Origin of the sequence: Streptomyces violaceusniger Tu 4113, assembly GCF_000147815.2 — a bacterium.
Lineage (GTDB): Bacteria > Actinomycetota > Actinomycetes > Streptomycetales > Streptomycetaceae > Streptomyces > Streptomyces violaceusniger_A.
In genome coordinates this window covers 5,597,262-5,611,331 of record NC_015957.1, presented here as the reverse complement: position 1 = coordinate 5,611,331, position 14,070 = coordinate 5,597,262, and the positions used below count along the sequence as shown (strand labels likewise).

The 14,070-nt window shown below is 72.0% G+C and carries 14 protein-coding genes; 7 read left to right on the top strand and 7 right to left on the bottom strand.

Features of this window, described 5'->3' with window-relative positions:
* Positions 1-57 precede the first annotated feature (57 nt).
* From STRVI_RS23305 to STRVI_RS23295, 3 genes are all read right to left on the bottom strand, one after another.
* Positions 58-2,832: an AfsR/SARP family transcriptional regulator gene (locus STRVI_RS23305; RefSeq protein ID WP_014058082.1), complete on the bottom strand. Its 2,775-nt coding sequence runs from the start codon at positions 2,830-2,832 to the stop codon at positions 58-60.
* A gap of 224 nt (positions 2,833-3,056) precedes the next feature.
* The gene (locus STRVI_RS23300; protein ID WP_014058081.1) at positions 3,057-3,992 is read right to left on the bottom strand and encodes a TauD/TfdA dioxygenase family protein; all 936 of its coding nucleotides are present in this window, start codon (positions 3,990-3,992) and stop codon (positions 3,057-3,059) included.
* 355 nt (positions 3,993-4,347) lie between these two features.
* Positions 4,348-5,229, bottom strand: coding sequence for a LysR family transcriptional regulator (locus STRVI_RS23295; RefSeq protein WP_014058080.1), 882 nt, complete (start codon positions 5,227-5,229; stop codon positions 4,348-4,350).
* 131 nt (positions 5,230-5,360) lie between these two features.
* Here STRVI_RS23295 and STRVI_RS23290 point away from each other — a divergent pair, with 131 nt between their 5' ends.
* From STRVI_RS23290 to STRVI_RS23265, 6 genes are all read left to right on the top strand, one after another.
* On the top strand, positions 5,361-5,762 hold the full coding sequence (locus tag STRVI_RS23290) for a YybH family protein (RefSeq protein WP_014058079.1): 402 nt from the start codon (positions 5,361-5,363) through the stop codon (positions 5,760-5,762).
* Complete coding sequence (locus tag STRVI_RS23285; protein ID WP_014058078.1) at positions 5,762-6,970, top strand: flavin-dependent oxidoreductase; 1,209 nt, start codon at positions 5,762-5,764, stop codon at positions 6,968-6,970. Before STRVI_RS23290 ends, STRVI_RS23285 begins: the two co-directional genes overlap by 1 nt.
* Positions 6,971-7,202: 232 nt before the next feature.
* Positions 7,203-8,345 carry an inorganic phosphate transporter gene (locus tag STRVI_RS23280; RefSeq protein WP_014058077.1) on the top strand — a complete coding sequence of 381 codons (1,143 nt, stop codon included), beginning with the start codon at positions 7,203-7,205 and terminating at the stop codon, positions 8,343-8,345.
* Positions 8,346-8,378: 33 nt separating this feature from the next.
* On the top strand, positions 8,379-8,618 hold the full coding sequence (locus tag STRVI_RS23275; RefSeq protein WP_014058076.1) for a hypothetical protein: 240 nt from the start codon (positions 8,379-8,381) through the stop codon (positions 8,616-8,618).
* A gap of 75 nt (positions 8,619-8,693) precedes the next feature.
* The gene (locus STRVI_RS23270) at positions 8,694-9,536 is read left to right on the top strand and encodes a pentapeptide repeat-containing protein (protein ID WP_014058075.1); all 843 of its coding nucleotides are present in this window, start codon (positions 8,694-8,696) and stop codon (positions 9,534-9,536) included.
* A gap of 40 nt (positions 9,537-9,576) precedes the next feature.
* Complete coding sequence (locus tag STRVI_RS23265) at positions 9,577-10,752, top strand: damage-control phosphatase ARMT1 family protein (protein WP_014058074.1); 1,176 nt, start codon at positions 9,577-9,579, stop codon at positions 10,750-10,752.
* 78 nt (positions 10,753-10,830) lie between these two features.
* Here STRVI_RS23265 and STRVI_RS23260 read toward each other — a convergent pair whose 3' ends face one another.
* Positions 10,831-11,085 carry a hypothetical protein gene (locus STRVI_RS23260; RefSeq protein ID WP_014058073.1) on the bottom strand — a complete coding sequence of 85 codons (255 nt, stop codon included), beginning with the start codon at positions 11,083-11,085 and terminating at the stop codon, positions 10,831-10,833.
* Between the two features lie 207 nt (positions 11,086-11,292).
* Positions 11,293-11,559 carry a hypothetical protein gene (locus STRVI_RS23255; RefSeq protein ID WP_014058072.1) on the bottom strand — a complete coding sequence of 89 codons (267 nt, stop codon included), beginning with the start codon at positions 11,557-11,559 and terminating at the stop codon, positions 11,293-11,295.
* A 208-nt stretch (positions 11,560-11,767) separates the two neighbouring features.
* Between STRVI_RS23255 and STRVI_RS23250 the strand changes: the two genes are divergently transcribed.
* Positions 11,768-12,436, top strand: a complete 669-nt coding sequence (locus STRVI_RS23250; protein ID WP_014058071.1) for a pentapeptide repeat-containing protein — start codon at positions 11,768-11,770, stop codon at positions 12,434-12,436.
* A gap of 75 nt (positions 12,437-12,511) precedes the next feature.
* On the opposite strand, the gene STRVI_RS23245 is transcribed toward STRVI_RS23250, so the two are convergent.
* A complete protein-coding gene (locus STRVI_RS23245) occupies positions 12,512-13,282 on the bottom strand; it encodes an ArsR/SmtB family transcription factor (protein WP_014058070.1) in 771 nt (256 codons plus the stop codon).
* Positions 13,283-13,369: 87 nt separating this feature from the next.
* Positions 13,370-13,876 carry a mycothiol transferase gene (locus STRVI_RS23240; RefSeq protein ID WP_014058069.1) on the bottom strand — a complete coding sequence of 169 codons (507 nt, stop codon included), beginning with the start codon at positions 13,874-13,876 and terminating at the stop codon, positions 13,370-13,372.
* Positions 13,877-14,070: the final 194 nt, after the last annotated feature.

Sequence of the window (14,070 nt, the reverse complement as noted above, 5' to 3'; positions counted from 1 at the left end):
CCCACCTCGCGTACGACGTCGTACCCCCCGTCCCCGACGTCCGCCCCGGATCCCGCCTCAGCGCGGGCCGGGGCCGATCTGCAGGGTCATACAGGCGGGGAAGAGCCCGCTCCAGGTGTGTCCGCGCCAGCTCTCGTAGGTACCGGGGCGCTGCCACACGGGCAGAGCCTGGTCCATATGGGACCGGCCCTCGTCGAACCTGCCCTGTTCCATATAGGTGATCCCGATCTCGTAGAGGGCGAAGCCCTCATGGTGGATGTTGCCCGTGCGGCGGGCGTACTCCAGGCTCTCCTTGAAACAGGTCAGGGCGTCCTCGGGACGGCCCATGCCCCGGTGGGCCCGGCCGAGATTGCCCAGACCGATCACCTCGGCCGGCAGATCCCCGGCCTCCCGGGCGAGGGCAAGCTGCCGCTCCTGCACCGTGCCGGCCTCCTCGAACAGGCCCAGTTCGCACAGCGCGTCCGCGAGATTACAGGCGGAGCGCAACTCGCCCTCCCGGTGGCCCAGTTCGCGCCAGATCTCCAGCGCCGACTCCAGAGCGGTCCGCACCTCGTCATAGCTGTGCTGCAGCCAGTACGCGGCGGAGAGGCCGTCCAGCGCCCATGCCTCGCTCGCCGGATCGCCCAGGCGGCGGGCGGTCTCGATGGCCAGCTCGTTGACCGTCTGCAGATCCTGGGCGTGGGCCCGGGGGAAGAGGAACCACTGGAGCGCCCGCGCCAGCCGCAGCCCGAGACGGGCGATCGCCTCGGGCTGGGCGGGCTCGGCCGCGTGGGCGACGGCGGCGAGCAGATTGGGGAGCTCGGTCTTCAGCCAGCTCTCGGCCTCGTCCTGGCCGGTCAGTGGGACCGCCGGGCCCTTGCCGGGATGCCGGGGCCAGGGGCGGAGCGGGTCGAGCAGGATGACCGCCTGCTGGGCGGTGGCCGCATAGCAGGACAGCGCCCGCTCCAGCGCCGCCGAGCGCTCCGCCTCGGACTCCTCCTGCTCCGCCTGCTCCGACGCGAACAGCCGCAGCAGATCGTGCATGTGGTAGCGGACGGAGTCCCGGCTCTCCAGGAGCTGGGCATCGACCAGCCGCTCCAGCGCGTTCTCGGTGCGGTCGGCGGGCAGGTCCAGCAGCGCGGCGGCCACCGGCAGGCTCACATCGTGCCCGTGCACCAGGCTGAGCAGCCGGAAGGCGCGGACCGCGTCCAGGTCGTCGGAGCGCCGGCCGAGCCGGAACGCCTCGTAGCTCACCTGGAAGCTGATGCGGACGGCCAGATCGCCGAACCGCAGCTCGTCCAGCCGGCCGCGGGCGTCGGTCAGCTTGGCCACGAGGGTGCGCAGCGGCCACGCGGGGCGGGCGGCCAGCCGGGCGCCGACGATCCGCAGCGCCAGCGGCAGCCCGCCGCACAGCCGGGTGATCTCCTCCGCCTCCGCGGGCTCGGCCCGCACCCGCTCGGTGCCGACGACCCGCTCCAGCAGCGCCACCGCCTGGTCCTGGGGGAGCACATCCAGATGCAGATGGGTGGCGCCCTCCAGGGTGGTCAGCATCTCGCGGCTGGTGACCAGCGCTGCGCAGCCCGGCCCGGCGGGAATCAGCGGCCGCACCTGGTCCACACTCGCGGCGTTGTCGAGGATCACCAGCAGCCGCCGGCCCGCCGCCAGTGAACGGAACTGCGCGGACGCCTCGTCGGTGTCTCCCGGCACGCTCGCACCGTCCACGCCGAGGGCGCGCAGGAACCGGCCGAGCACCTCGCCGGGGTCCAGGGCCGACTGCCCGGCGGTCGCCCCGTAGAGATCCACATAGAGCTGGCCGTCGGGGAAGCGGTCGGCGAGCTGGTGCGCGGCGTGAATGGCCAAGGTCGACTTGCCGACCCCGCCGGTGCCGTCGATGGCCGCGAGCACCACGGACCGCCCGCTCTCGCCCGCCTCCGGGCCCCCGGCCGCGTCCATCAGCGCCTGGATCACGGCGACCTCGCCATGGCGGCCGGTGAACGCGGGGCTGGCGGGCGGCAGTTGGCGGGGCCCCCGGGGGGCCTTGCGAGGCGCGGCGAAGGCGGGGCGGTCCGCCTCCGGGGCGGGCGGCGCCGTCAGGGAGGCGTCGGCGTTGAGGATCCGCTCGTGGAGGCCGCGCAGCGGCGGGGTCGGCTCGACTCCGAGCTCCTCGCTCAGCAGCCGGTGCAGATCGCGGTAGGCGGCCAGAGCGTCGGCTTGCCGGCCGGACCGGTACAGGGCCAGCATCAGCCGGCCGCGCAGCTCCTCACGGAACGGATGCTCGGCGGTCAGCGCCTCCAGCTCGCCCAGGACGGCCGTATGCCGCCCGCACCGCAGGTCGGCGTCGATCCGGGCGTCCACGGCCTGCAGCCGGCACTCCTCGAGCCGGGTGGCCTCCGCCGCCACCGCCGGGGTCGGGGGCACATCGGCGAACGGGGCGCCGCGCCACATCGCCAGCGCCTCGCGCAGCCGCTCCGCCGCGGTCTCGGGCGCCTCCCGGTCGAGGCTCCGCCGCCCCTCCTCGACCAGTTGCTCGAAGCGGTGGGCGTCGAACTCGGCGGCCTCCACCGTCAGTCGGTAGCCCTGCGCCTTGTAGCCCTGCTTCTCGGTGATCAGGGTCTGCCCGGCCTCGTCGCCCAGGGTCTGGCGGAGCCGGGAGACATAGGTCTGCAGCAGCTTGGTGGCGCTCTGGGGCGCTCGGTCCTCGCCCCAGAGCTCGTCCAGGAGCCGCTCGGTGGAGACGGTCTGATTGGCGTGGCACAGCAGCACCGCGAGCAGCGTCCGCCACTTGGCCGGCCCCAGGGAAGTCCACCCGTCGCCGTCGCGCAGCTCAAGCGCCCCCAGGACCCGGTATCGCACCCGTCGCCTTCCCTCGGCTCGCCAACTGACCACTCCGCAACGGTTATACCTCCGATGTGGCCCCTGCCGTGCATGGTTTCATCCGCCCGGAGCGAGTCCGCGCCGGGTACGGGCTGCGCGGATGACGGAAAATCATCGCACCAGGGGCCACCGCGGGGCGGCCGCGGTCACAACGGCCGGTCGCGTCGGCCGGGGTCAGAACGGCCGGTCGCGTTCGGCTGTGGTCAGAACGGCTGGTCGCCCTCGATGGCGACGCGTTCGGCGACCCTGCGATGCGGGGCGTAGTCGTTGACCGCGTAGTGCTGCGTGGCGCGGTTGTCCCAGAACGCGATGTCGCCCGGCTGCCAGTGGAAACGCACCTGGTACTCCGGGACATGCGCCTGCCGGCACAGAAAGCTCAGCAGCCGGTCGCTCTCCGCCCGCTCCATCCCGGTGATCCGGGTGGTGAAGGAGGTGTTGACGAACAGCATCCGCCGGCCGGTCTCGGGATGGGTGCGCACGACCGGGTGCTCCACCGGCGGGAACATCTCCTGGAACGGTGCCAGCCGCTCGGGCCCGTAGAAGCGGGCGAAACCGGGGATGAAGTCGTGGACGGCGGTGGCGCCGTCGATGCGGTCTTTCACCTCCGCCGGGAGGTTGTCGTACGCCGCCGCCATGTCCGCCCACAGGGTGTCCCCGCCCACCGGCGGCACCTCGCGCAACTGCAGCACGGCGCCGAGCGCGGGCCGGGTGCGGAAGGTGACGTCGGTGTGCCAGATGTTCTCGAAGGTCGGCGTGGCGCCGGAACCCTTGTCGAAGCGGACGACATCCTCGCTGGTACCGGCGGCCAGCAGGGGATTGGTTTCCAACTCGCCCCAGTGGCGGGCGAATCCGCGCTGCCGCTCCGGGGTGAGGTGCTGGCCGCGGAAGAAGAGCACCTTCCACTCCAGCAGGGCGCGGTTCAGCTCCTCGCGCAGCGCGGGCTCCAGCGGCCGGGACAGGTCCAGCCCGCGGATCTCGGCCCCGATGACGCGGCCGAGGGGCACGACCTCGAACCGGTCGTACGGACGCTCCTCCCACCCCTCGGGCACGCGCCGCAGGATGCGCAGGCCCTCGTACATCCCGTCCGGCGGGATGGGGGCCTCGCGCAGGGTCGCTGGTGTGGTGTCGACGACGGTCATGGCGTCTCCTCATGCGTGACAACGGGCAGGGGCAGGGCAGGCGGGGGGGAGATGCCCTCGTGCCGAGGGGGACCACGGGAGCGTCGTCCGGATCGTCGCGATGTCCGGATCGTCAGTCGTCACGATGTCCGGATCGGCGGGGAAATGACCGGCGATCGTCAGAGGAATGACCGGCGTGGCCTCGGGGGCGCGGGGGCGATGGCCGCGGGATGCGGAGAGTCCCGGTTAGAGGCCCGAGCGCTCACACCCGGTCCGGTCCGGGGCGCGAAGGTGTCCCGTCGAGTCGAACCGGTGCCTGATCATGCCGCAATTCTGGAATCTGTCCTGGTGAGCTGTCAATGGGGCGTGTGGACGCTCAGCCCGCCAGGGCGGTGCGGGCGCGCTCGACCAGGGCCCGGCCGGCCGGGCCGCTCGGGCCGTCCGCCCGCCAGGCGAAGGCCAGCCGCCCGCGCAGGGCCGGCCGGTCGATACGGACCGATCGCAGCCGGTCCGACCGCGCCTCGGCGAACGCACCGGGCAGGATCGCCGCGCCCAGCCCCCGCTCGGCGAGCTGCGCCAGCACCTCAGGATCGCTGGCCTCGAAGGCGATATGCGGCGTGAAACCGGCGGCCGCGCACGCCTCGTCGATCCGGGTGCGCAGCCCCGTGCCGCGCGGCAGGCTGATCAGCGCACGGCCCCGCAACGTGTCCAGCGAGATGGCCGAGTGCACTGCGAGCTCATGGCCGGGGCTGACCGCGGCCACGATCGGCTGGTCCGTGATCACCTCCAGCTCGACACCGGCCGGAGTCGTGGCGCCCACGCTGACGATCGCCGCGTCGAGCCGTCCCGTGCGCAGGCCCTCCAGCAGCTCGTCCGAGGTGGCCTCGGTGAGGGTGATCTCCACCGCCGGGTGGGCGTCGTGGAACTCCGCCAGCAGCCCCGGCAGATCCACGCTGTGCGAGGTGACCGTCCCGACCGCCACATGGCCGCGCAGCAGTCCGGTCAGCTCGTCGACCGCGAGCCGGGCGCCCTCCACCGCCGCGAGCGCGGCCCGTGCGTAGGGGAGCACCGCCGCGCCCGCCTCGGTCAGCCGCACCGAGCGGCCCGAGCGGTCCAGCAGTTGCTCGCCCAGCTCGCGCTCCAGCCGGCGGATCTGTGCGCTGACCCCGGGCTGGGCCACATGCACCTTCTCCGCGGCCCGGGTGAAGTTCCGCTCCTCGGCCACCGCCACGAAGTATTCAAGCTGCCGTAGCTCCATAACCGTTGATTCTAGCAACCAGATTTACCATCTCTTGGACTTCTGATCGCGCCCGCCGGAGGGTGGAGACAGCCGAAAGGCAGCCGAAGACAGCCGAAAGGCAGTCGAAAGGCAGTCGAAAGGAGTCGACCATGACCGAGACCCGTGCCCGTGCCACCACCCCCGAGGATCTGGCCCGGCTGTTCGTGGAGCGCGCCAACGCCGGTGACGCCGAGGGGCTGGCCGAGCTCTACGAGCAGGACGCGGTGCTCGCCTACCCGCCGGGTGCCATGACAGTCGGCCGGGAGGCGATCCGTGCCGTCTGCGAGCGGATGCTGGCGCACGCGCCGCGCCCCTTCCAGGTGGAGGAGGCGCTGCCGACCGTCCGCTACGGCGATCTGGCCCTCACCTCGACCCGCCCCGCCGACAACACCGGCGGCCGGGTGCAGGTGGCCCGCCGCCGGCCGGACGGCACCTGGCTGCGCATCATGGACCGCCCCGAGATCCGTCCCGAGATCCGTCCCGAGATCCGCCCCGAGGCCGGAGCCGAGTGATGAGTGTGCTCATCGCCGGGGCCGGGATCGGCGGGCTGGCCGTCGCCCTGAGCCTCCACGCGGCGGGTGTCGGGACGACGGTCGTCGAGAGCGCCCGGGAGATCCGGCCGCTCGGCGTCGGGATCAATCTGCTGCCGCACGCCGTGCGCGAGCTCATCGAACTCGGCCTCGGCGACGAGCTCGCCGCCATCGGCGTGGCCACCGCCGAGAACGTGTACGGCGACCGGTTCGGCCGCCGGGTCTTCACCGAACCGCGGGGCATGGCCCAGGGCTACCGCTGGCCGCAGTACTCGGTCCACCGCGGGGAGCTGCAGCGGCTGCTCCTCGCGGCGGTCCGCGAGCGCCTGGGCGCGGACGCGGTCCGCACCGGGGCGCGGGTCGTGGGATTCGACGACTCCGGGGAAGGAGCGGGGCCGGGGGAGCGGAGCGGCGTGCGCGTACGCGTCCTCGACCGGGCGACGGGGACGGTCGAGGAGAGCGCCGCGCGGGCGCTGATCGGCGCCGACGGGCTGCACTCCGCCGTCCGCGCCGCGCTGCATCCGCAGGACGGTCCGCTGCTGTGGTCGGGCATCCGGATGTGGCGCGGCACGACGCGAGCCGAGCCGTTTCTGACCGGGCGCTCGATGGTGATCGTGCGCGACGGGGACGCCGAGCTGGTCGCGTATCCGATCGGCGGCGGCCGGGTGAATTGGGTCTGCCAGGTGCGGGTGTCCGAGCCCGGGCCGCTCACCGGGGAGGCGGCCTGGAACCGGGTGGGCCGGCTCGCCGATGTGCTGCCGTACTTCGACCACTGGCGGCTCGGCTGGCTCGATGTGCCCGGTCTGCTGGTGAACAGCGGCGAGATCCTCGAATACCCGATGGTCGACCGCGAGCCGCTGCCGTGGTGGGGGAGCGGCCGGGTGACCCTGCTCGGCGACGCCGCACATCCGATGTATCCGGTGGGGGCCAACGGTGCGTCCCAGGCCGTCATGGACGCCCGCGTCCTCGCTCGCGAACTCGCGCGAGCGGACGATGTGGCGACCGCGCTGGCCCGCTATGAGACCGAGCGCCGCGAGGCGACGGCGGTCGTCGTACGGGCGAACCGGGCCATGAACCGGGCCGGTGCGCGGACCCCCGAGGAGCTCGCCCGCGTCACCGACACCTACCGGGACACCACGGGAGGCGACGTCCGCACGCTCAACGCCCGCGCCTCCCTGAGCTGCCGGTGAGCCGTCCGGCCGACGGAGTGGAGGGGGCGGGCGGAGCGCACCGCGCCGGTCACTGCCGCACCGCGGCCGGGTGAAGCCGTGTCCACGGCGCCGACCGGGCCCGGTCGTTGGGCCGGACGCCAGCGTTGGCGCCCTCCTGACACCACGCTTAGCGTGGACAGCAGACAGCGGTCTTCACGAGACGGTCCGACGCCGCGATGTGGCGGACCACTCCTGGTGCGGGAGGTCGGGAATGGACTCCGTCTCCTTCCTTCTGGTGGCCGTCATCCTCACGGCACTGGCCTTCGACTTCACCAACGGCTTCCACGACACCGCCAATTCGATGGCCACGTCCATCGCCACGGGGGCGCTGTCGCCCCGGATCGCCGTCGGCGTCGCCGCAGTGCTCAATCTGGCCGGGGCCTTTCTCTCCACGGAAGTGGCCAAGACGATCTCCAATGGCATCGTCGACGACGCCAAGGTCTCCCCGGTCATGATTTTCGCGGGGCTGATCGGGGCGATCCTGTGGAATCTGATCACCTGGCTCGCCGGGCTGCCGTCGAGTTCCTCGCACGCCCTGTTCGGCGGGCTGATCGGCGCGGTGTGGGTGGGCGCCGGGGAATCTGCGGTGCGCTTCACCGCGATCGTCGAGAAGATCCTGATTCCGGCGGTCGCCTCACCGATAGTGGCCTGTGCGGTGGCCATGCTGGCGACCTATCTCGCCTACGTGATCACCCACCGGGCGGCCACCCCCGCGGCAGGCAAGGGCTTCCGCGCGGGCCAGGTGGGATCCGCGTCCCTGGTGGCCCTCGCCCACGGCACCAATGACGCGCAGAAGACGATGGGGGTCATCACGCTCACCCTCATCGCCGGCGGTGTGCTCGGTCACGGCTCCGGGCCCCCGTGGTGGGTGGTGCTCGCCTCGGGCGTGGCGATCTCGCTCGGCACCTATATCGGCGGGTGGCGGATCATCCGGACCATGGGAAAGGGGCTGACCGACATCCAGCCCCCTCAGGGCTTCGCCGCCGAGACCAGCGCCGCCGCGGTGATCCTGGCCTCGTCGCATCTGGGCTTTCCCCTCTCCACCACCCAGGTGTGCACGGGCAGCATCCTGGGGGCCGGGCTCGGCCGCAGGCTGGCCCATGTGCGCTGGGGGATCGCCGGGCGGATCGCCGTGTCCTGGCTGCTGACCCTGCCCGCGGCGGCGGCCGTGGGAGGTGTCGCGGCCTGGGCGGCCGGCCGGGGCAACGCGGGGGTGGCCCTGGTGGCGGGCATCGCCGTGGCCGCGGCGGTGGGCTTCTACGCGCTCTCGCGCCGTCGCCCGGTGAATCCGGACAACGTGAACGAGCCGGGCGTCCCCGAGCCCGCCGAGCGCACCCTCGACAGGACCGTCTGACCCGGATACGACCGCCGTGAGGAGCTGATCCGTATGGGCACCACCTGGGGCACCATCGGCGGGGTCTTCGGGGTCAGTCTCGGGGTCACCGTCCTGGTGGTCGTGATGTTCTCTCTCGGCGTCGCCGCCTGGGCCCGCGCCGGTGGCGGGGTGCCGCGCCATGGAGCGCGCCGCGGTCGTTCGGACACGGTGGCGGCGGGCGCGGCGGTGGTGTGTTTCGCCGCATGCCTGGCGATCGCCGCCTATGGAATCGACCTGATCATTCCCGGCTGAGCCCGCTTGCGACAATGGAGCCACCCAGCGCCGCCCGCATCGCGGTGCTCTTGTCCACGCGGGAGACCACGCACGGTGTCACATCCGACCGAAACCCCCTCCTCCGGCCCGGCCGCCGCGGACCGTACCGCCCTGCGAGCCGACTGCGGCAACTGCTTCGGGCTGTGCTGTGTCGCCCTGCCCTTCGCCGCCTCCGCGGACTTCGCGATCGGCAAGGGCGCTGGGGAGCCCTGCCGTAACCTCCGGTCCGACTTCCGCTGCGGTATCCACTCCCGGCTGCGGGAAGAGGGCTTCAAGGGCTGCACGGTCTACGACTGCTTCGGCGCCGGGCAGAAGGTCTCCCAGCTCACCTTCGAGGGCCGCGACTGGCGGCGGCACCCCGGGACGGCCTCCGAGATGTTCGCCATCCTCCCCACCATGCGCCACCTCCATGAGCTGCTCTGGTACCTCACCGAGGCGCTGACCCTGCCGGCCGCGCGGCCCGTCCACGGCGCGGTGCGCCGGGCGCTGCGGGAGACGGAGCGCCTCACCGAGGGGAGCGCCTCCGAGCTGATGGAGCTCGATGTGGCGGCCCACCGCGACCGGGTCAATGAGCTGCTGCTGCGGACGAGCGAGCTGATACGGGCCCGGATCCCGGGCAAGAAGAAGAACCGCAGGGGAGCCGATCTCATCGGCGCCGACCTGAGGGGAGCCGATCTGCGGGGCGCCAACCTCCGCGGGGCCCGCCTCATCGCGGCGGACCTCACCCGAGCCGATCTGACGGCGGCCGATCTGATCGGGGCCGACTTCCGCGACGCCGACCTGAGCGCGGCCGACCTCCGGGGCGCCATCTTTCTCACCCAGGCCCAGCTCGCCGCGGCCAAGGGCGACGCCGCCACCCGGCTGCCGCCGTCCCTCACTCGCCCCGCGCACTGGTGATCCCCTCCTCGCCACCACGCGGTGTGCGACCCTGACTGCCATGTCCGACACCGTCGACGCGCCCGTGATCCGTAGCGATGAACCCGGCTCGTTCGCCCGGAGTGTGCTGGCCGAGCGCCATCCCGCACTGATCGAGAAGGTGCGCGACGCCTTCCCGTACGGCCCCGAGCAGCACCGTGGCCTCGACGCGCTGCGCGACAACGCCGCCGAGGGCACGATCACCCCGCTCCCGCCCACCGCGTACGACCACGACCGGTGGGCGGAGTGGGGCCGGGAGCACTTCGGCCGGTCATGGTTCGACGTGCCGTTCCTGTGGGCGGAGAGCTACTTCTACCGCCGGCTCCTGGAAGCCGTGGGCTACTTCGCCGACGGGCCCTGGCGGGGCATCGACCCGTTCCGCCCCTTCAAACAGGCCGAGCTGCACACCCCTGAGGCCGAGGCCGAACTGGCCACCCTCGACGACATCCTGCGCAAACCCGCCGGGGAACAGGCAAACGCGCTGGTGCACGGCTCCCTGTGGGGCAACCGCGCGGACCTGGGCTTCCGCATCTCCTCATCGGCCGCTGACGCGAGTGGCGCCGACACCCCGCCGCTGGTCGCGGACGACTCCGAGGCGCTGTGGTCCCTGCTGCCCACCGGCTCCCCGGCCACGCTGTGCCTGGTGGCGGACAACGCCGGGCGGGAGCTGCTCCCCGACCTCGTCCTCATCGACCATGTGCTCCACCACGGGCGCGCCGAGCGGGTGGTGCTGCAGGTGAAGCCGTATCCGTACTACGTCTCCGACGCCACCACCGAGGATGTCGTGGACTGTCTGCGCCGTCTGGTGCGGGCGGAGGGCGCAGCGGCCGGAACCGGCAGACGGCTCTGGGCCGCCATGGGCGACGGGCGGCTCGTCGTACGGGCGCATGACTTCTTCCGCGCCCCGCTGCCGTACGAGGAGATGCCCGGCGATCTGCGGAGCGAGTTCGCCGAGGCCACGCTCACCGTCTTCAAGGGCGATCTGAACTACCGCCGCCTCGTCGGCGACCGGCTGTGGCCCCCGACCACCTCCTTCGCCGAGCGCACCGGGTACTTCCCCGGCCCGGTGGCCGCACTGCGCACCCTGAAGTCGGATGTCATCGTCGGCCTCGACGAGCGGGCCGTGGCCGCGCTGGACGCGCATGAGGACCACTGGCGCACCAGCGGCGCCCATGCGCTGATCCAGGTGCGGCGGTAACGCGCGCTTCCCTCGCCCCGGAGGGCCGAGGGAAGCGCATGGGGCCGGCGACCGTGGCCGCCGCACCCTTTCCCGACGTTAGCCGCGAATCAGGTTGGCGCAGGTGCTGCCGATCTTCATGTCACCGCTGGCGCCGCCGACGCCGCCGAGGGAGCTGGTGATGCCGGTGGAGGTGTCGCAGTCGTTGGTCTGGAAGATGAAGCTGGAAAGGTTGGCGCTGGTGGGGGCGTCGACGCCGCTGTCGCCGCCGTAGGCGGCTGCGGTGCCGGTGCCGAGAAGAGCCAGGGTGCCGGCGGTCGCGGCCAGCAGGGCGGCCTTCTTCGCGATCTGCATGGGTTCCTCCGTGTTGGGTCGCAGAGCGAGATATCTGACGATCAGATTTAACGGAGAAAGGTGGGAGAAAGCCGGGTAAGCGCACCGGAGAGTGCCCCGACTGGCCCATGCACTATCCGGCCGAAAGGGAAACGCTCCCCTCGCCGCCGGAGCGGTGAGGGGAGCGCCCTGGTTCGGCGACCGTGGCCGCCGAGGTCTCGCCGGAGGTCAGCCAATGGAGTTGATGCAGGTGCTACCGATCTCCATCTCGCCGCTCGGAGCAGCGGCGGCGGTGGAGAGGGTGGTGCCGGTGGAGGTGTCGCAGTCGTTGCTCTGGAAGATGAAGCTGGAGATGTCGAAGCTGGTGGGGGTGCCGGTGCTCCTGTCGGCGCCGCTGTTGCCGCCGCCGCCGTAGGCGGCCGCGGTGCCGGTGCCGAGGAGCACAAGGGCGCTGGCGGTCGCGGCCAGCAGGGCGGCCTTCTTCGCGATCTGCATGGGTTCCTCCGTGTTGGGTCGCAGAGCGAGATATCTGACCATCAGATTTAACGGATAAATACGGGGCAAAGTCGGGTAAGCGCACCGTGGAGTGACCCGCACGGCCTACGCCATCCCCTCCGGTGCCGGTCGGTCCTCGCGGGGGTGTCCGACCCGGATGGCAGGATCGCCCCCACACGCCGTCCGCCCCCAGGAAAGTGAGCCCCGCATGGCGCCGTCCCCCCGTGAACTCGCCGATCTGCCCTTCGCCGACCATCTGCGGCCGTTCGACGGGGCCTTGGCGGAAGGGGGCGACTACGACACCGTTCATCTGGACGGCGCCGCGTTCGACGGGCCCATCTGCGACAACGCCCGATTCCTCGAATCCGCGTTCTCCTCGGTGACCTTCACCGGGGGCCGTGGTCGCGGGGCCCGGTTCAATGAGGTGTGGCTGGACGGGGTGCGGTGGGTCGGCACCGATCTGGCGGACACCGACTGGCAGGACGGCGAGCTGGGCGGCTGTGTACTGGCCGGCCTCGAAATGTTCTCCGCGCGGCTGCACCGGGTGGTCTTCCACCGGTGCAAGCTGGAATCGGTGAATCTGCGCACCGCCACGCTGCGGAACGTCACCTTCGTGGACTGTCTGCTGCGCGATGTCGACCTCGGCGGTGCGGCGCTGACGGAGGTGGCGTTTCCGGGGTCGGCGCTGGAGGATGTGCGGTTCGGCAAGGCGCGGATGGCGAAGGTCGATCTGCGGGCGGCCACCCGGCTGGAGATCGCCGATGGCTATGACGCGCTGGGCGGCGCCACCATCGGCAGCGGGCAGCTGATGGAGCTGGCGCCGATGCTCGCCGACGCCTTGGGGATCACGGTACGGGACGGTGGGGCCGCCCGGTGAGTGCCCACGCCCCACCGGTCACGGCAGGTGGGACGTGGGACGCCGGGCCGTGACCGGCGGTGGCCGAAGGCAAGGTCACTGGGGGATCAGCCAGGGCTGCTGCGGCAGCGGACTCCCCGTCTCGATCAGCGACTTCAGGTTGGACAGCACCGCGGCCCAGCCACCGGCCGCCGCGGTCCGCTCGGCCTCGTCGGCCAGGTTCTCATGGGTCACGGTGAGCCGGACGATGTCGCCGTGCGGCTGGATGTCGAAGGTGACCCGGGAGGGCTCGGCGGCGGCATCCGCGTCGGGTGCGGCCCAGGTGGTCACCAGCCGGGTGGGCGGTGAGCTCTCCACGACCGTGCCGACGACATCGGCGGTGCCGGAGCCGTCCGTCCGCTGATGCTCCCACGGGGAGCCGACCTGCCAGTCCGACACATTGCTGTGGCCCCAGTACTCGGCCGTGAGGTCGGCGTCGGTCAGCGCGTGCCAGACCTTCTCCGGTGTGCTCTCGATATAGATGACGTACACGAACGCCGGCTTGTCGGCCATCGCTTCCATCGCTTTCTCGGCTTGTCGTCTCACCAAGCTCAGCGCGCGCAGCCGCGGGCGCTCGAACTTGTCGATCCAGCGCTCCTGGATCTCATTGAGGGGGACGGGGTTGAGGTAATGGAGTTTTTCGCGGCCCCGCCGCACCGTGCTGACCAGATTGGCGGCCTCCAGGATGGCCAGATGCTGGGTCACGGACTGGCGGGTCATCTCCAGCCGCCGGCACAGCTCGCCCAGCGTCTGGCCGTTGTGCTCATGCAGCCTGTCCAGCAGATAGCGCCGGGTCTGGTCGGCCAGCGCCTTGAAGACCATGTCCATCTCTGAGCTCACACCGCACGTTAGGCAGGCGATTGCCTGCATGTCAATGCGGGCGGTGTGACGGCCCCCGTGCTCCGTGATGTCGCGCTATCGCCTGCGGATCGCGCCGCGGATGAACGCCGCTTGCCCGGCGTGCTCCAGATCGTCCGCGATCACGCTGACCAGCCGGACGCCGAGGGTCACCGCCGGGGTCCACCGGTCGTCCACGATCCGGTCGAGATCGGCGTCGCGGAGGCCGCGCACGAAGGCCAGCGTGTTCTCGTGGACGGCGTCGTAGTACCCGGCGAGCAGGTCGGCGTCCGCCCGCACCGCCGCCACGTCCTTGCTCCGGTGGCCGTAGCCGGTGGCGTCCGGTGGGAACGGCAGGCCGAACCGCTCGGCCCAGCCCTCGGACGTCCACAGCTGTTCGGTGCCCGCCGCGTCGGCGATGTGGTCGTCCTGCACCCGGGTCAGATGCCACACCAGCCAGGCGATCGAATTGGCCCCGCTGTCGAGCCGTACGGCCAGCTCGTCCTCGGAAAGCCCGTCCACGGCCGCCTGCACCTCCTCGCGCACCCGCTCAAAGGCGTCGGCCAGCAGATCGGCGCTGTTCATTCACGGCTCCCTCGCTCGTGGTTACCTTCCGGCCATGGTTTCACCCCGCGGCGCGGGCCGAGGGGCGCCGACTCGCCGGGACGCGACTCACACGGGCGGGACGAGGGTGAAGTAGCGGTCGAGCGCCGCCTGGTCGCCCGTCACCTTGTCGAGCCGGTCCGCGGGGAGCCGCGACCGCCCCTGCCATACACCGC